This window comes from Rhodospirillales bacterium RIFCSPLOWO2_02_FULL_58_16, assembly GCA_001830425.1.
Lineage (GTDB): Bacteria > Pseudomonadota > Alphaproteobacteria > Rhodospirillales > 2-02-FULL-58-16 > 2-02-FULL-58-16.
This window is the reverse complement of the sequence record MIAA01000016.1, coordinates 250,035-266,735: the sequence shown is the minus strand read 5'-3', so window position 1 is coordinate 266,735 and position 16,701 is coordinate 250,035. Positions and strand designations below refer to the sequence as shown.

At 61.3% G+C, this 16,701-nt stretch carries 18 protein-coding genes; 6 read left to right on the top strand and 12 right to left on the bottom strand.

What is annotated here, in order from left to right; translation table 11 throughout:
- Window positions 1-49 precede the first annotated feature (49 nt).
- From A3H92_03195 to A3H92_03180, 4 genes are read right to left on the bottom strand one after another with little or no spacing between them, the layout of a single operon-like run.
- Complete coding sequence (locus A3H92_03195) at window positions 50-1,405, bottom strand: hypothetical protein (protein OHC75688.1); 1,356 nt, start codon at window positions 1,403-1,405, stop codon at window positions 50-52.
- 5 nt (window positions 1,406-1,410) lie between these two features.
- Window positions 1,411-2,658, bottom strand: a complete 1,248-nt coding sequence (locus tag A3H92_03190; GenBank protein OHC75687.1) for a hypothetical protein — start codon at window positions 2,656-2,658, stop codon at window positions 1,411-1,413.
- Window positions 2,659-2,714: 56 nt separating this feature from the next.
- Window positions 2,715-3,437 (bottom strand): hypothetical protein, encoded by a 723-nt coding sequence (locus A3H92_03185; protein OHC75686.1) that lies wholly within the window; start codon window positions 3,435-3,437, stop codon window positions 2,715-2,717.
- Complete coding sequence (locus A3H92_03180) at window positions 3,438-4,376, bottom strand: hydroxymethylbilane synthase (protein ID OHC75685.1); 939 nt, start codon at window positions 4,374-4,376, stop codon at window positions 3,438-3,440.
- A gap of 82 nt (window positions 4,377-4,458) precedes the next feature.
- On the opposite strand from A3H92_03180, the gene A3H92_03175 reads away from it, so the two are divergent.
- Genes A3H92_03175 through A3H92_03165 form a run of 3 tightly spaced genes read left to right on the top strand, consistent with a single transcriptional unit; the run spans window position 4,459 to window position 6,826 of the window.
- Window positions 4,459-5,505: a tRNA (adenosine(37)-N6)-threonylcarbamoyltransferase complex transferase subunit TsaD gene (locus A3H92_03175; protein ID OHC75684.1), complete on the top strand. Its 1,047-nt coding sequence runs from the start codon at window positions 4,459-4,461 to the stop codon at window positions 5,503-5,505.
- Between the two features lie 38 nt (window positions 5,506-5,543).
- Window positions 5,544-6,530, top strand: coding sequence for a glycerol-3-phosphate dehydrogenase (locus A3H92_03170; GenBank protein OHC75683.1), 987 nt, complete (start codon window positions 5,544-5,546; stop codon window positions 6,528-6,530).
- An 11-nt stretch (window positions 6,531-6,541) separates the two neighbouring features.
- Window positions 6,542-6,826, top strand: coding sequence for a hypothetical protein (locus A3H92_03165; GenBank protein OHC75682.1), 285 nt, complete (start codon window positions 6,542-6,544; stop codon window positions 6,824-6,826).
- Window positions 6,827-6,841: 15 nt separating this feature from the next.
- Here A3H92_03165 and A3H92_03160 read toward each other — a convergent pair whose 3' ends face one another.
- Genes A3H92_03160 through A3H92_03140 form a run of 5 tightly spaced genes read right to left on the bottom strand, consistent with a single transcriptional unit; the run spans window position 6,842 to window position 10,492 of the window.
- Entirely contained in the window at window positions 6,842-7,783 is a 942-nt protein-coding gene (locus tag A3H92_03160) for a glutathione synthase (protein OHC75681.1), read from the bottom strand.
- A gap of 25 nt (window positions 7,784-7,808) precedes the next feature.
- The gene (locus A3H92_03155; protein OHC75680.1) at window positions 7,809-8,648 is read right to left on the bottom strand and encodes a hypothetical protein; all 840 of its coding nucleotides are present in this window, start codon (window positions 8,646-8,648) and stop codon (window positions 7,809-7,811) included.
- The gene (locus A3H92_03150) at window positions 8,645-9,244 is read right to left on the bottom strand and encodes a hypothetical protein (GenBank protein ID OHC75679.1); all 600 of its coding nucleotides are present in this window, start codon (window positions 9,242-9,244) and stop codon (window positions 8,645-8,647) included. Before A3H92_03150 ends, A3H92_03155 begins: the two co-directional genes overlap by 4 nt.
- Before the next feature lie 53 nt (window positions 9,245-9,297).
- Window positions 9,298-9,669, bottom strand: coding sequence for a hypothetical protein (locus A3H92_03145; GenBank protein ID OHC75678.1), 372 nt, complete (start codon window positions 9,667-9,669; stop codon window positions 9,298-9,300).
- Window positions 9,656-10,492 carry a 16S rRNA (cytidine(1402)-2'-O)-methyltransferase gene (locus A3H92_03140; GenBank protein OHC75757.1) on the bottom strand — a complete coding sequence of 279 codons (837 nt, stop codon included), beginning with the start codon at window positions 10,490-10,492 and terminating at the stop codon, window positions 9,656-9,658. Before A3H92_03140 ends, A3H92_03145 begins: the two co-directional genes overlap by 14 nt.
- Window positions 10,493-10,554: 62 nt before the next feature.
- Between A3H92_03140 and A3H92_03135 the strand changes: the two genes are divergently transcribed.
- On the top strand, window positions 10,555-12,015 hold the full coding sequence (locus A3H92_03135; protein OHC75677.1) for a hypothetical protein: 1,461 nt from the start codon (window positions 10,555-10,557) through the stop codon (window positions 12,013-12,015).
- Window positions 12,016-12,227: 212 nt separating this feature from the next.
- On the opposite strand, the gene A3H92_03130 is transcribed toward A3H92_03135, so the two are convergent.
- Genes A3H92_03130 through A3H92_03120 form a run of 3 tightly spaced genes read right to left on the bottom strand, consistent with a single transcriptional unit; the run spans window position 12,228 to window position 14,707 of the window.
- The gene (locus tag A3H92_03130; GenBank protein OHC75676.1) at window positions 12,228-13,370 is read right to left on the bottom strand and encodes a coproporphyrinogen III oxidase; all 1,143 of its coding nucleotides are present in this window, start codon (window positions 13,368-13,370) and stop codon (window positions 12,228-12,230) included.
- Window positions 13,371-13,376: 6 nt separating this feature from the next.
- Window positions 13,377-13,976, bottom strand: coding sequence for a non-canonical purine NTP pyrophosphatase, RdgB/HAM1 family (locus A3H92_03125; GenBank protein OHC75675.1), 600 nt, complete (start codon window positions 13,974-13,976; stop codon window positions 13,377-13,379).
- Window positions 13,977-13,987: 11 nt separating this feature from the next.
- Window positions 13,988-14,707, bottom strand: a complete 720-nt coding sequence (locus A3H92_03120; protein OHC75674.1) for a ribonuclease PH — start codon at window positions 14,705-14,707, stop codon at window positions 13,988-13,990.
- Between the two features lie 99 nt (window positions 14,708-14,806).
- Between A3H92_03120 and hrcA the strand changes: the two genes are divergently transcribed.
- Together hrcA and A3H92_03110 are read left to right on the top strand one after the other, a co-directional pair.
- The gene (gene hrcA, locus A3H92_03115; GenBank protein OHC75673.1) at window positions 14,807-15,841 is read left to right on the top strand and encodes a heat-inducible transcriptional repressor HrcA; all 1,035 of its coding nucleotides are present in this window, start codon (window positions 14,807-14,809) and stop codon (window positions 15,839-15,841) included.
- Between the two features lie 7 nt (window positions 15,842-15,848).
- Window positions 15,849-16,571, top strand: coding sequence for a nucleotide exchange factor GrpE (locus tag A3H92_03110; protein OHC75672.1), 723 nt, complete (start codon window positions 15,849-15,851; stop codon window positions 16,569-16,571).
- Window positions 16,572-16,701: the final 130 nt, after the last annotated feature.

Here is a 16,701-nt window from a genome sequence, read left to right as displayed (position 1 = left end):
TTTAGATGGTTCGGCGGCATCTACCTTTTTCTTCGTCTCTAGGATCATATTAATCCGCCTCGCCTTCCAGCGCCGGAAGAGCCGCAGGCGGCGGAGCTTGGGCGGCAAGGCAGGCGACATGAGACGGCGTTCGCCAGGAGAACGGATCGAATTGTTCGCACTTGCCGCACAGGACGCTCCATTCCTCCACCGTATTGCCGCAGTGCTCGCATACCCAGGCCGGGTCAGCCTCGGCCGTCGAGGCGCGCATCAACCATTCGCGGGCGCCCGTCAGGTTGCCGTGCTCACGCTCCTCCAGTTCCGCCATCAGTCGGCACACTCCGACCGGCGCGTCGATGTTCGCTATCTCCGTCAGGTGTTTCCTCGCCTCGCCCCACAGGTCGGCCTCCAGCGCCGCCGCAGCGACGGCGATGCGGCTTTCCATATGGCCGGGATTGTGCCTGGCCAGACTTTGGGCGGCGCGCACCCCGGCCATGGCGTCATCGGCGGACTTCGCCCGCCGGTAGATTTCCACCAGATCGGGATGGGGATTGAACTTCCAGGCGCTCTCGATGACCCCTGTCGCCTTGCGCATTTTATCGGCATCCACATACAGCCGGGCCAGACGAATCGACGCCGGAACAAACTCGCGGGACAGGTCATGGGCCTTGCCCGCATGTTTCATAGCCTGCGAGACATTGCCGGCGCCGCTTGCCGCCAAACTTAATTGATATTCGAGAACGGCGCGGCGGCGAACGCCGACCGCCGGCGTCACCAGCTTGTTATCAACGGCGTCCTTGAGAGTCGCCATGGCGTCTTGCCAGTGACCGGAACGAACCTGCAAATCAAACAGGTTCGCCGCCACCCAGCCGCTTTTCGGACGGAGCGCGTAGGCCCTTTGGGCCAGTTGCAGCGCCTCGTTCCAATTGCGCCGCCTCATCGCCTGGGTCAACAGGCCGCGCAGCCCTAAAAACTCGGTCTCCGTTTTTTCACGCATGGCGTTGAAAAACTTCCCGGCCGCCATCTCGTCGCCGCCGAGCTGCGAGGCCTGGGCTGACAAAAGCATGGTCAGCGGCGGGTCTTCCAGCAACGCTTCGGCGCGCTTGCTTTGGCGACCGGCTTCCTCGACATCTCCGGCGGCGACCGCCACCAGACCCCTGGTCAACGCCATATATCCTTTGCGGCGGCGTCCCTCGCGCCACAGACGGCTGATATCGGCGGGGGAGCGGCAAATAAAAAGCCAGAACCGGTAAAAAAGCGCCGCCGTAACGGCAATGATGATGATCGCCGTCAACAACAATGAAAATGAAGTGTCGAGCCGGTAGCCCCGCCATTGCATGGTCACCGATCCGGGATTATCGGCCAGCCATGCGGCAACGACCGACAACGCCCCGATAACCACCATAAATCTTAAAGCGCGAAACATGGGTTCTACTCTTTCGCGGGAGACAGGGGAGATGCGGCGAGAACATGCAGCGTGGTCATCGCCCGTTCAGCCGTCAGCCGCGCCCGCGCATCCTTCAGCCATGGCTCTGCGATAACGGCTTGTGAACCGGCAAGATTCTCAAGCGCCTTGACTGCCGCCGGCAAATCGCCGGACTTAAGACCGGTTTCGGCGGCGGCAAGAGCGGCGTCGGCGGCGCCGGCATCGGCTCCGATGCGACGCACGCTGACTAAAGAGGTCAACCGGGTGATGGTCTTGGCGACCCAGCCGTCGCCTTCTACGGCCATGAAAGAGTTGGCGACCTTGACCGCCATGGCGTCGAACCGATCACGCAGGGCGGCCTGGGTCGGGATACCGACGGCGGCGAGAGGATCAAGAACGGAAATGACCGTCATGACGCCCTGGTCGCCTTCGGCTGCGGCTTTAAGGGCTTCCAGGCTTTCCGCATACGGAGCGGCGCCGCGCAAGTCATCATGCAACCGGTTCACCGCAAGCAATACCGCCTGAGACCCCGCCGGCAACGCCGACGGCGGCGCCGTGTCCTTGGCCGCCTCCAGGGCGCCGATGCGTTTGGAAATCTCGGCGATATCATTCTCACCCGAAGAAGAATCGCCCTTGGCGATAAGCCTCTCTTGTTCCAGCTTGCCGATCCGGTCCAGCAGACCGCCCATCGCCTCGTCGCGTTCCTCCAGCTTGGCAAAACGCTGCGAAAGCTGCTTCAAAGAGGCCTCGGCATCCGCCGTTTCCGCCGACAGCGCCGTGGCCTCGGCCACCTTTCTTACCGACCTGAAGGCCTGATCGAGTGAATCAACCTGCTGAATCAAGGCCTCCACCTGTCCGCGCAAGCGGGTCCGTTCCGCCTCCATTCCCTTGATTTCCTGATCGGTGTCGAGACGGACTTTTGTCTGCTCTTCCAGGGTTTTCAATCGGTTGTCCACGCCGTCAACGCGCGGGTCGGGCAGATAGGAGGCAATAATCGGAGACCATCTGGGCCACGTCAGATAACCGGCGGCGCCGACAACCGCCGATGCGGCAACCATTATCAGAACCCCGGAAACGCCGCGTGATTTTTTGACCGGCGAGGAGGCGTCATCAACGACGGGAACGGAATCAGGCCCCGGCTCATCCGTGGTCGGCGAGGCGGATTCTTCGGCAAAAGCCTCCTTCGCCGCCGCTTGTAGTTCATCATCATCGCGCCGCGCCGACGGGCTTTTCTTTTGTTCGGGATTTTTCATGACTCCAACTATATCCTCTCTTCCCAGGCAAAGAAGAACAAGAAACGCCCGGTATGTCAAAAACCTTCTTTAATAACGTCGCTGACGACTGCCAAAAGAGCCGCCTGTTCGGGGCGCGCCGCCGAACGCACGTCCCGCCAGGCAATATCTTTAAGCTTGTCGGCGACGGCGGGGCTGAGACAAAAGGCGATTATGCCCCGGCAGGCTTCAGTCAAACCAGCCGTACGCGCCAGCGCAACGAAGGCGGCGGCGGTGCGCGGCGAAAAGAACATTACCCCGTCCACGGCGCCATCCTTCAGGGCCAGCATCGTTTCATCGGAAAACCTTTCGGCCTTGCGGGCCTCGTACAGAACCTCGCGGCGATAGGCGAACCCGTGTTTCTCCACCATCCCCTTAAGGTCGCCGGCGACCGTGGAACCGGCAACATGCAACAAACTCCCGCCGTTTATGTCAAGACGCGCCGCCGCCAGTTCGGCCAGCGCCCCGACATCGCCGGAGGCGCTGGCGACGTCCGTAAAGCCTACATCACGCGCCGCCCCGGCGGAAGCGTCGCCGACGGCATAGACCGGCGTCCCCCTCGCCGTCGAACGTCGCGCCAAGGCTCGTATCCCGTTGGCGCTGGTCACCAGCAACGCCTGTACGCCGTCCAGATTCAGCATCGGACCGTCCAGGTAATCAATAGATAAAAGAGGCTCCGGCAAAACCTCGACGCCGATAGCGCCGAGGCAGACCGCCAACCGGTCTGAGTCTTCTTCGGGGCGGGTAACCAAAACGCGCAATTAGACTGATCCTTCCAGAAAGCCGGGACCGGCCCGTTTCTTTAATTCCTCGCCGGCGTCGCGCCCGATGGCTTTTGCATCGGCCGCGCTCCCCGAACGCTCCGTCTCCAGCACCTCGCTGCCGTCGGGGCGCGCGATCAGGCCGCGCAGCCTCATATTTGCGCCGGTTATCTCGGCGAGAGCGGCAATCGGCGTGCGGCACGAGCCGTCCAGCACCGTCAGCATGGCCCGTTCGGCAGTAACCCGCATGAAAGTCTCGGCGTGATTAAGAGGCGCCAGAAATTCATCGGCGCGCCGATCATCGCTCCGGCAGGTGACGCCGACGGCGCCCTGGGCTACCGCCGGCAACATTTCCTCCGGCTCGATAACGGCGGTGACGACATCGGCCATGCCGAGACGTTTAAGCCCGGCCAGCGCCAGCAGGGTGGCGTCGACGACCCCTTCTTCCAGTTTTCTGAGCCGACTCTGGACGTTGCCGCGAAACACCGCCACCCTGAGGTCGGGGCGGCGGTAAAGGATTTGCGCCTGACGCCTTAGGGAAGAAGTGCCGACCACCGAACCCGCCGCCAATTTCCTGATGCTCGCCGCCTTGTTGCTGATAAAGGCGTCACGCGGGTCTTCACGCTCCAGGGTGCAGGGCAGCGCGATGCCGTCGGGCAACCATGTAGGCACGTCCTTCATTGAATGCACCGCCACGTCGATAGAGCCGTTCAGCATCGCCTCGTCAATTTCCTTGGTGAACAGGCCCTTGCCGCCGATCTCGGCCAGCGGCCGATCCAGCACCATGTCGCCGGTAGTCTTGATGATCACTATTTCTATCGCTCCCGGAACGGCCAGTTCGCGGTGAGCGGCGATCAGCCGGTCGCGGACGTCATGAGTCTGGGCCATGGCCAGCGGCGAACCTCTGGTGCCGATGCGAAGGAGGGGAGTCTGCGGCATGGGATTAAATAACTCGGATATTGTGGTTACAAGCGGGCGGACAGAGTAAAGTCCGCCGACGATTCGGCAAAAGGTTTTTTTAATGATCATGCTCGGCATCGAAACCAGTTGCGACGAGACCGCCGCCTCGGTGGTGACCGGCGAGCGTCAAATCCTGTCCAACATAGTCCTCTCCCAACTTGAGGAGCATAGGCCCTACGGCGGCATCGTGCCCGAAGTCGCCGCCCGCGCCCACCTGGATAATCTGGATTTTATCATCGCTCGCGCCATGGACCGGGCCGGAATAAAATTCGCCGACCTTAACGGCGTCGCCGCCGCCGGCGGGCCGGGGCTGATCGGCGGCCTGCTGGTCGGCGTCATGTGCGCCAAGGCCATCGCCTGCGTTCATGATATTCCTTTTCTGGCGATCAACCACCTTGAAGGCCACGCCCTGTGCGCCCGGCTTACCGGCGACGTTGACTTCCCCTACCTGCTGCTGCTGGCGTCGGGCGGCCATTGCCAGCTTCTATGCGTCGAGGGAGTCGGGAAATACCGCAGGCTGGGAACCACCCTGGACGACGCCCTCGGCGAGGCCTTCGATAAAGTCGCCAAGATGCTGGGGCTGGGTTTCGCCGGCGGGCCGCTGGTGGAAAAGGCGGCGAGGAGCGGCGACCCCGCCCGCTTCAAGTTTCCCAGGCCGATGAAGGGGCGGCCCGGCTGTCATTTTTCCTTCTCCGGCCTCAAGACGGCGGTGCGTCACGCCGTCATCGGCTTGCCCGAGGGAGACTTGCGTGACCAAGACGTAGCCGATCTGTGCGCTTCGTTCCAGGCCGCCGCCGCCGACGCCTTGCATGACCGCGCCAAAAATGCGCTCAAGGAATTCAGCAAGCTCCATGGCCCCGCCGCCGCTCTGGTGATCGCCGGCGGCGTCGCCGCCAATCAGCATATCAGAGACACTCTTGAAGGCCTCGGCATACCGTTGGTGGCGCCGCCCTCGAACCTGTGCACCGACAACGCCGCGATGATCGCCTGGGCCGGCATCGAACGTTTGCGGCTTGGGCAAAGCGATGACATGGAGTTTGCGCCCCGTCCGCGTTGGCCGCTGGATCAAAACGCCCCTCCCGCCGTCTACGCCGGGGTCAAAGCATAACTCTTGTCCCCCAATCTCAATCGGGGCATAACTGAACGATGAAAAAAATAGGCATTATCGGCGCGGGAGCATGGGGAACGGCGTTAGCCATGGTGGCCCGGCGAGCCGGACGGGAGGCGATAATCTGGGCCTTTGAACCCGAAGTCGTTGCCGCCATCAACGGCGACCACGAGAACATCTCCTATCTTCCCGGCGTCGCCCTTGACCGAAAGATTGCCGCCACCGCCGATATGGCCGCAGCGGTTGACGCCGACGCCCTGATGCTGGCGGTTCCCGCCCAATTCCTGCGCGCCGCCTGCGTCAGACTCGCCGCCGTCATCGGGGAAGGCCTTCCGGTCGTCATCTGCGCCAAGGGCATCGAGCGGCAAAGCAACGCCTTGCCCGGCGAGATCGTCAATCAGATTCTGCCCCGAACTCCGGTCGCCGTTCTTTCCGGGCCGACCTTCGCCGCCGAGGTGGCCTGCGGATTGCCGACGGCCGTGACCCTGGCCTGCGCCGACGCAAAACTGGCCGCCGACATCGCCGAAGCCGTCGGCTCCCCCCGCTTCCGCATCTACGGAAGCGATGACGTCATCGGCGCCCAGATCGGCGGCGCCGTCAAGAACGTATTGGCCATAGCAAGCGGCATTGTCGAAGGACGGGGCCTGGGCGACAACGCCCGCGCCGCCCTGATCACCAGGGGACTGGCCGAGATTGCGCGACTCAGCGCCGCCAAGGGCGGCAAGGCGGAGACCCTGATGGGACTGAGCGGCCTCGGCGATCTGATTCTGACCTGCACCGCCATGCAGTCGCGCAACTTCTCGCTCGGCGCGGCCTTGGGCAAGGGCGAGCGCCTGAAAGATATCCTGAGCCGTCGCCGCTCGGTGGCCGAGGGCGTGGCTACCGCTTCGTCGGTGAGCAGTCTGGCGCGGAGCATGAGCATCGACATGCCGATCTGTCTGGCTGTTGACGGCATCCTTCACGGCGGACTGGACATCGACCTGACCATCGCCGGGCTGCTGGCCCGCCCCCCCGGAAATGAATAAAGGAAGTCTCCATGCTGTTCGTTTTCTGCTGCGCCGACAAGCCGGACCACCAACAAGTGCGCGCCGCCGTGCGTCCGGCCCACCTGGAATATCTGAACGCTTTCAACGACCGGATTTTCGGGGCCGGGCCGACCCTGACCGATGACGGCCAAGGCATGACCGGCAGCGTCCTGATCATCGAATTCGCCGACCGCGCCGCCGCCGAGGCTTTTGCCGCGAACGATCCCTACAACAAGGCCGGATTGTTTGAAACCGTCGCCATCCGTCCATGGAAAAAGGTTCTCCCCAAGGGATAGTCGAATTACAGATATTCAGCCGCGCCGATCCTCGATAGCGTCCCAGATGCGGGCTTCAAGGCAGACGCCGTCGAAGCGATTGATTTCCTGAAGTCCGGTGGGAGAGGTGACGTTGATCTCGGTGAGGCAGCCGCCGATAACGTCGACGCCGGCAAAGATCAATCCGCGCTCCTTGAGGCTTGGTCCGATAGCTTCGCATATTTCACGGTCCCGCGCAGTCAGCTCCGCCTTGAAGGGCGTGGCCCCCGCGTGCATGTTGGCGCGGGCCTCGCCCGCCGACGGCACGCGATTGATGGCGCCCGCCGCCTCGCCGTCGATAAGGATGATGCGCTTGTCGCCGGCGCGCACCTCCGGCAGGTAGGCCTGGACGATGACCGGCTCGCGGTAGAATCTGGTGAACATCTCCAGCAGTGAATTCAGATTCTCATCCCCCGGCGGAATGTGAAAGACACCGGCGCCGCCGTTGCCGAACAAGGGCTTGACGATAATATCCTTGTGTTCGTCCCGGAAAGCGGCGATGCGCTCCCGATCCGAAGCGATCAGGGTCGGCGGCATCAGGTCCGGAAATTGCGTGACAAAAAGCTTCTCCGGCGCATTGCGGACCTCGGCCGGATCATTGACCACCAGAGTCTTGGGATGGATATGCTCCAGCAGGTGGGTGGCGGTGATGTAAGCCATGTCAAAAGGCGGGTCCTGACGCATCAGCACAATGTCGAAATCTTTAAGATCGACGGTTTGGGCAGGCCCCAGCGAAAAGTGGTCCCCCTTGGAACGACGCACCTTGAGGGAGCGCGCCCGCGCCAAAACCTTTCCCTGGGTAAAGGCAAGACCGTCGGGCAGGTAATGGTAAAGGACATGTCCCCGCCGTTGCGCCTCCAGCGCCAGGACAAAAGTGCTGTCGGCATCGATGTTGATGCTCTCGATGGGGTCCATCTGAATGGCTACTCGCAGGCCCATGCCGCCGTTCCTTTTATAATAACGTCTAGACCAGACGGCCCCGCAGTTCCTGCAAAAAAACGGACGTGCGATATCTGGCCGAATCGCCGGTGTTGCGGCGTAAATACTCTTCCAGCGCCGCCACCGCCTCTTTTATTTTATCAAGGCGGGCGTTGAGCATGCCCGCCTCGCGCCACAACGACGGCGTCGCCGGAGCGAAAAGCAGCATGGTCTCGATGGCGTCAAGAGCGTCTTCCGGCCGCTCGGAACGAATCAGGCGAAATTTTATATGATTTTGAAGGCGCAACAAAACCCCACGGTTACCCAGGGGTCGGTAATGGTTGGGGGTTAATTCGGCCTGGTTGCCGATGACCGCCTTGGAAAGATCGCGCATGTCTTTAGGCGTCACGACGCGGCCGCCGTCAAAAGGATCAAGGATGACGCGCCGGCCCTCGTCTTCCAGGCGCACCATGAAACGGGCGGGAAAATCGAGTCCCGAAATCGTCCACCCAAGGGCGCGCGCAACGTGAATATAAATAATTCCCAGAGCTACCGGGGCGCCGACCCGCCGGTCAATTACCCGCATCAGGTTGGTGTTATCGGGGTCCTCGTAAGAGGTTTCAGCGCCCTTGTAGCCGTAGCGTCTGGCGATAACCTGACACAAAGCCTCGACGGCCTGATCAAGCCCCGCCGCCCCGCCGCCGGCGTCGACATAAACGCGGACTTCATCGCTTAACCGTTCCAGGTGGCGGAGATACGGGTCAATCGCCATTCCGGGCCGCTCAATCGACGCCAGAACAAGGGCCGTCTCCGCCGGATTTATCTGCTCGTCCGGCAGCCCGCCGAGCCGCATCAGCCTGGCGTGAATGTCGGCAGGCAGCCTCATGCCTTGTCTTTCAGGCGCACATGACTGACCACCTTGCGCACATATTCGATATTGCGGGCATGGGAGATCACCCGGTCAAGTTCCTCCTTGTTCTGGGCGATGCCGATCATATAAACGACGCCGCCGACCGTTTCGATAGCGTAATTAACGGCCATGACATATTTATCCACGGTCAGTTTGGATTTCAGCTTGGTGGTGATCCACGAATCGCGGGCCATATCCATGAAGGTATTGTCATCTTTTACCTGGATTTCATTGATGACGTCCTTGACGCCATGCACTTTCCAGGCGAGGCGCACGGCGTCGGCGCGCATTTCGGGCTTATCGACGATTCCGGTCAGCAAGGCGCGGCCTTCGTAGAGTTCGGTGCTGACCTTGATCGGCAGGGAGTTATCGTGATTCAGCCACAGCTCAATAATTTTCATTTCAAGTTTAAGGTCATCGGCGGCGACCTCGATGCCGCGCTCCTGATAAGCGACAACGCCGGCCCCGGCCCCGGCCCCGGTTCCGGCACACCCGCCGAACATAGTCGCTACGGCAAGCAGCCCCACGGCCGGCAACAAAAATTGACGATGCGTTCGAATCATTTGAAACATCCTTTGGAAATCAGGTTCAGCGTAGTTATTTCATAATACACCCTAATCAAATCCTAATCGCCGCATATCCAGGCGCCGGTCAGATGGGTCGGCAGCCGTCCGGGGCTTACCAGCATAACGTCAAAGCGCGCGTCAAGGCCGGCATATTCCGGGCGTGATCGAAGGAAGGCCCCGGCGGCGGCGGCGATGCGTCGGCGCTGACGCAGTCCCAGCGCGTGCGCCGCCTCTCCCATGTCACGGCGGGCCTTGACCTCGATCATGGCGATGATGCGGCCGCGACGGGCGATGATGTCGATCTCGCCGGCGTGAACGCGAAAGTCCCGCTCCAGGATGCGATAGCCTCTGAGCCTCAAGCTCCAAACGCAAAGAGTTTCGGCGAATCGGCCGTAGCGCCAGGCGCGCCGCTTCTGCTCAGGCCCGCGCATTAATTTTTTTGTTGAGGAGGAGGGCGCGGGCGTAGACCCGGCGTCGGGGCAGATTAGCAGCGGCGGCCACCTTCGCCGCCGCATCGCGCACGGAATGGCCGTCAAGGGCGGCAAGTAATCGGCGGTCAAGCTCGTCATCATCAATTATCACGCCGACGGACGACGGCGGCGCCACCACCACCGTTATCTCGCCCTTGGGCGGACCCTTGGTCTGGTAATAGGCGGCCAGTTCGGCCAACGCGCCGCGTCGCACCTCTTCAAACATCTTGGTCAGTTCGCGGCCTACCGCCGCTTGGCGCGGTCCCAGGATTTCCGCCATGTCGGCCAGCGCCGCCGCCAGCCTTTTGGGCGATTCCATGAATATCAAAGTGGCCGGGATAACGGCCAATTCGGCATAGACCTTGCGCCGCCCCGTCGCCCGCGACGGCGGAAACCCGGCAAACAGGAAACGATCCGCAGGCAGGCCCGAAAGCACCAGCGCCGCCAGCGGCGCCGATGGACCGGGCAGGGTGGTGACCGGCAGCCCTTCATCGATACAGGCCCTGAGGAGATCATAACCCGGATCGGAGATCAGCGGCGTTCCGGCATCCGACACCAGCGCCGCCTTTTTGCCGTCTTTCAGCAACTTGATGATTACAGGCCTTACCCTGTCCGCGTTGTGCTCGTGGTAGGGCTTGAGAGGTTTGGAAATGCCGTAAATGGCCAACAGCCGGGAGGTCACCCTGCTGTCCTCGCAAACGATGACATCGGCATTTTTCAGGACATGAAGCGCCCTCAACGTGATGTCCCCCGCGTTGCCGATAGGGGTGGCGATCAGATACAGCCCCGGCGTCACCGGATCATCGGATGGTTTACTCACGGCGTTGACATGAGTAGGGTCTGTCAATGACCGATACGAAATTTTCCCGGATGCGATACGCTTTGGCGCCATGGCTGATTGCCGTCGTGCTGTTGAATGCCGGGTGCGAGTCTCCACGACAAAAATCCGTATTTCAGGATGATAAGACCTCCCAGGCTTCCGGCAAGAAGAAAGAAACGCTGAAACCGCCGACGCCGGAGAATCAAGGACAGCCGCGCCGCGCCGAATTACCGCCTTACGCGCCGCCGTCTGCGACTCCCGAACCGAATCGGGACCGTGCGCCCTCTCTCCGCGAACGTCCGCAAGAGGACGAGCCGGAACAAGCGTCGGCAACGGCGCTGCCCAAATCGGCTACGGTGCGGGTTGCGTTGCTGCTGCCTCTTTCCGGTCCCAGCGCCGCGCTCGGCATCGCCATGCAAAACGCCGCCCAACTGGCGATGTTTTCTTTTGCCGATGATAAATTCGAATTGCTGATTCATGACACCAAGGAAACGCCGGAAGGCGCCGTCGAGGCGGTGGGATCGGCCATCGGTGACGGCGCTCATCTGATTCTGGGGCCTTTGCTCAGAACATCGGTAAGAGCGGCGGCTCCCGCCGCGCGCGCCGCCAATGTGCCGATGGTCTCTTTCTCAAGTGATCGGACGGTAGCCGGACAGGGCGTTTTCACCATGGGTTTTTATCCCGAATCCGAGGTCGAAAGGGTCGTCGCCTTTGCCCGCTCACGCGGGATCACGACATTTGCCGCGCTGGCGCCGGAAGACGAAAACGGAAAAGCGGTGGTCAGCGCCCTGCAACGCGCCGCCGAAACCCATGGCGCGAGGATAAGTAAAATCCAGTTCTATGATCCCGAGACCGGCGATTTCTCCGGCATCGTGCGCAAATTGGCTAATTACGACGAAAGACGCAGGGCCTTGCTTGATCAAAAGACTACGCTGGAATCAAAAGACGATGAAATTTCCAGACGCGCCCTTGAGCGTCTGGCGAAAATGCAAACCATCGGCGATCCGCCGTTTGAGGCATTGTTGCTGGCGGACGGCGGGAAAAGACTCCAGGCCATCGCCGCGTTACTGCCGTTTTATGATATTGATCCGGCGAAAGTCCATATCCTCGGCACCGGCAGGATGGATGTTCCGGAGATCGGCGCCGAGCCGGCGCTGGTAGGCGCCTGGTTCGCGGCGCCGCCGCCTTCGGCCCGCATTGATTTCGAGAAACAGTACCAGGAAGTCTACGGCCAACCGCCGCCGCGCCTTGCCACTTTGGCCTATGACGCTACGGCCATGGCGGCCTGGTTGGCGCAAGCCGAAGCCGGCGCCGATCTCGGCGTCCGGGCGTTGACCAATCCCGGCGGGTTTTTCGGCCGTGACGGTATTTTCCGTTTTCTCAACAACGGCGCCGTCGAACGGGGGCTGGCCGTTCTCAAGGTGCTTCGTCATGATTCAACGGTTATCGACAAAGCGCCTGAAACCTTCGAGAAGGCGACAAACTAGAGCACGTCAGGATCGATCAGGATCACCCGCGTCGCGCCTTGGCGTCATTGCGACCGTGAGAGCGTCAGCGACACGGGAAGCAATCCAGTGGCCGGTGGCGCTCTCTGGATTGCTTCGTCTTGCTTCGTCGCTTCGCTTCTCGCAATCCTCGCAAAGACGATAAGGCATGGCCCACAGCGGTTTTGAGCGATTCCAGTCAATCCTGACGCGCCCTAACCACTCAAAAGACCGGCAAGCACGGCGTTCAGGCGCAGGCGTCCGGCGCCGGTCGCCCGCAGGCCCTTGCCGTCGATCTCCAGAAAGCCGCCTTCAACCATCCGCCTGAGGGCGTTGTTGTCCACGGCCTGCTCAAGGTCAATTCCCGCAAGATGTAAAAATCGATCACGGCGGACGCCCTCGGTCAGGCGCAAGCCGCACAAAAGCAGTTCCTGACGGCGCTCATGAGGACTAAGGACGCTCCGATGGGCCGTCCCACAGCCGGTCTCCTCCACCATTTTAAGCCACTGTTCGGGAGCGGCAATCTGCTCCAAGGCCTCGGTCCCCCGCGCCGACGTGAGGCGGCCGTGAGCGCCGGGGCCTATTCCCAGGTAATCGCCGCCTTGCCAGCAGGCCAGATTGTGACGGCACTCCTCGCCGGGCCGGGCGTAGTTGGAAACTTCATAGGCCCCAAAACCATGCGCTTTCAGCATCTCATCAGTAGTTTCGTAGAGCATCGCTCCGCTCTCTTCGTCCGTCTCAACGACGCCTCTTGCCTGAAAGGCCGTACCCGGTTCGACGGTGAGCTGGTAAAGGGAAAGGTGGCCGCCGGCCAAGGCAAGCGCCTCGGCAAGCTCGGATCGCCAGGAAGAAACCGTCTGCCCCGGACGTCCGTAAATCATGTCAAAGGAAACGCGGGGGAAATGCCGCTTGGCCAGATCAAGGGCGGACAACGCCTCCGCCGCCGTGTGGCCGCGTCCGAGAAAGCGCAACGCCCGGTCATCAAGGGCTTGTAGCCCCAGCGACAGACGATTGACTCCGGCCTCGCGAAAAGCGTGAAAGCGTCCGCTTTCCACCGAGGTGGGGTTGGCTTCAAGCGTAATCTCGACATCCTCGCTAAATCCCCGGCGCTCCCGGATGAGGGCGATCAATTCCGCCGCCGTTTCCGGCGCCATCAGTGATGGCGTGCCGCCGCCGAAAAAAACGCTGCCGACCCGCCGACCCGCCGTTTCAACGGCGAAATAATCCAGTTCGCGCAACAGCGCCGCCCGCCAGCGCGGGTGGTCAACATCGGCGGCCGCATAACTGTTAAAGTCGCAATATGGACACTTGGATCGGCAAAACGGCCAGTGAATATATATGGTGAGCACCGTGTCCAAGGCGGATTACTCTCTGAAGCAAGCCTTGATCAGCTTGCTGAACGCATCGGCGCGGTGGCTGATGGCGTGTTTTTCCTGTGGCTCCATCTCGGCGAAAGTGATGTCGCAGCCGTCGGCAATAAAGATGGGATCATAACCGAAGCCCCCGCTCCCCCGAGGCGTCCGGGCTATATGGCCATGGACAACGCCGTCGAAAGTTTCTTCGACGCCGTCGGGTCGGCAAAGCGCCAGGGAACAGACAAAACAGGCGCTCCGGTCATCCTTGCCGGCAAGTGCGGCCTGCACCCTGTTCATCGCTTCCCGGAAGTCCTTGTTCAATCCCGCCCAGCGCGCCGAATGAACGCCGGGAGCGCCGCCCAACGCCGTAACCGCCAGGCCGGAATCATCGGCCAGGGCCGGCAGTCCGGATAGCCGCGCCGCGCTTCGCGCCTTGATCCGGGCGTTATCGACGAAGGTCTCTCCGCTTTCTTCCGGTTCCGGCAGATTCAAGTCGGCCGCCGAAACTACCTGAACGCCGAAAGGAGCAAGCAGATCGGCAAACTCGCGAACCTTTCCGGGATTATGACTGGCGATGACCAGCTTTCCGCCTTGAAAAATGCGGGCCATCGCCGGCGAGACTACTTCAGCCCTAAAACCAGGCATTGCATAGCCGCCAGTTCCGCCACGCCTTTATGGGCCAGAGACATCATTTCGATGAATTGATCCTTGGTGAAGGGCGCGGTCTCCGCCGTTCCCTGAATTTCGACAATGCCGCCGACAGCGGTGAGAACAAAATTGGCGTCGGCTTCGGCGTTGCTGTCCTCTTCATAGTCCAGATCAAGCACCGCCGCGCCCTTGTAGACGCCGCAGGAAACAGCCGCCACCTGCCCGGTCAGCGGCGAAGCCTTCAATACGCCGAGACCGACCACCTTGGCAAAGGCCCGGTGCAGGGCCACATAGGCCCCGGTAATGGCGGCGGTGCGGGTGCCTCCGTCGGCCTGGATAACGTCACAGTCCACCTTGATCTGCATTTCATTCATCGCCGTAAGATCGGTAACGGCGCGCAAGGATCGTCCGATGAGGCGCTGAATTTCCTGGGTGCGTCCCGACTGCTTGCCGCGCGCCGCCTCTCTGTCGGTTCGCGAGCCGGTGGCGCGGGGCAACATGCCGTACTCGGCGGTGACCCAACCGCGCCCGGAGTTGCGCAGCCACGGCGGCCCCTTCGGCTCGACGCTGGCCGTACACAACACATGAGTGTCGCCGAAGCGCGCCATACATGACCCCTCGGCATACTTGCTGTAATCCGGTTCCAGAACGATGGAGCGAAGCTGGTCAACGGCGCGGCCCGAAGGTCTCATGACTAATCCCTATGTTGATTATCGCGCCGGTAGGCTAACGTAAAGAACAGGCAATAGCCATTCTGTTGACGCCGGGCGGCGGGATACATAAATTCAGGCATGATTTCCGAACTTAACGAACGATCACGCGAAGTTTTCAGGCATATCATCGAAGCCTTCGTCGATACGGGAGAGCCTATCGGCTCGCGCACCTTGTCGCGAAAGCTGAAAATGGGCCTGTCCCCGGCGACCATCCGCAACGTCATGGCCGATCTGGAGGATATGGGATTGTTATACGCGCCCCACGCCTCCGCCGGGCGGCTGCCGACGGAAGCCGGGTTAAGAATATTTGTCGATGGAATTCTTGAGGTCGGCAATCTGACCGAAGATGAGCAAAAGAACATCAACAGCCGTTGCGCCGGCGCCGACGCCAATTTCGAGGGCCTGCTGGGAGAAGCCATCTCGGCGCTTTCCGGGCTGTCGCGGTGCGCCGGGCTGGTGCTGGCGCCGAAGACGGACAGCCCGCTTCGCCACATAGAGTTCGTCAGCCTTAGTCCGGGCCGGGCGCTGGTGATCATCATTACCGAAAACGGCGTGGTCGAGAACCGCATTATCGAAACGCCCGCCGGGCTGCCCTCATCGGCGCTGGTTGAAGCCACCAACTTCCTGAGCGCCCGGCTGGTCGGGCGCACCATCGGCGAGGCTCATGACGAAATCATAAAGGAACTTGCGGCTCACCGCGCCCGACTTGACGAACTGACGACCCGCGTTGTTGAATCCGGCCTCGCCACCTGGGCCGGCGGCAACAAAGGCGGCTCGCTGATCGTGCGCGGCCAGGCGAACCTGCTGGACGATATCACCGCCACCGCCGATCTTGAACATATCCGCTCCCTGTTCACCGCCCTGGAGACCAAGGAAACCATGATCAGGATTTTGTCGATGACCGAACTTGCGGAAGGGGTGCAGATTTTTATCGGCGCCGACAACAAGTTATTCGGCCTTGCCGGATGCTCGATGATCGTCGGCCCTTACAGCAACGCCCGCCAACAGGTGGTGGGCGCTATCGGAGTGGTCGGCCCGACCCGCATGAACTATGCGCGAATCATCCCCATGGTCGATTACACCGCCAAACTCATCAGTCGTATGTTAGGATAACTTTTAAATGGCCGAAGACAAAAACGAAAACACCAGTGAGAAGACAGCAAAGGTGAATGAATCGCCGGTTATTTCCGAGGCCGAAGATGCCTCTGAAAGCGCCGCCGCCGCCGGAGATTCGGCAAATGCCGAGGTCGCCGGCAAGCCGGAAGCCGAAATTGCCGAACTCAAGGACAAGCTTCTGCGCGCCATGGCCGAGTCTGAAAATGTGCGTCGCCGCGCCGAGCGCGACAGGGAGAACGCCTCAAAATTCGCCATCGCCGGCTTTGCCCGCGAGATGCTTCAGGTAAATGACAACCTGCGCCGGGCGCTGGGAAGCGTTGATAAGGACGCCCGCAAGGAAAGCGACGCATTGGAGAATCTGGTCGTCGGCCTGGAATTATCGGAACGGGAAATTATGAACACCTTCGAGCGCGCCGGCATCAAGCCCATTGACGCCGTCGGCAAGAAATTTGACCCTAATCTGCATGAGGCCATGTTTGAGATAGAGGACGGCGGCCAGCCTGCCGGCACCGTTGTTCAGGTGGTGGAAACCGGATATCTTTTGTTTGACCGCCCGTTGCGCCCGGCTCGGGTGGGAATTTCAAAAGGCGGCCCCAAGGCGACGATCCCGGGGGAAGCTATGGAAAAAATCCGCCCCGATTTGTCGGCAAAGGGCCAGTCGGTTTACGAGAAACAAGCGGATGCTCAGTCCAATGCTTCAGGCTCGCAATTGAATGAAGAATTATAATTTGATGGCGGCGACGGTTGCGCGAACGGGGGGATCGACTTATATAACGCCGGAAGCCCGCTTGCGAAAATCAGCACGGCTGTTTGTATTTAACGAGGGGAGTCTGCGTCGCGCCTTTTCAGGCGCCGCA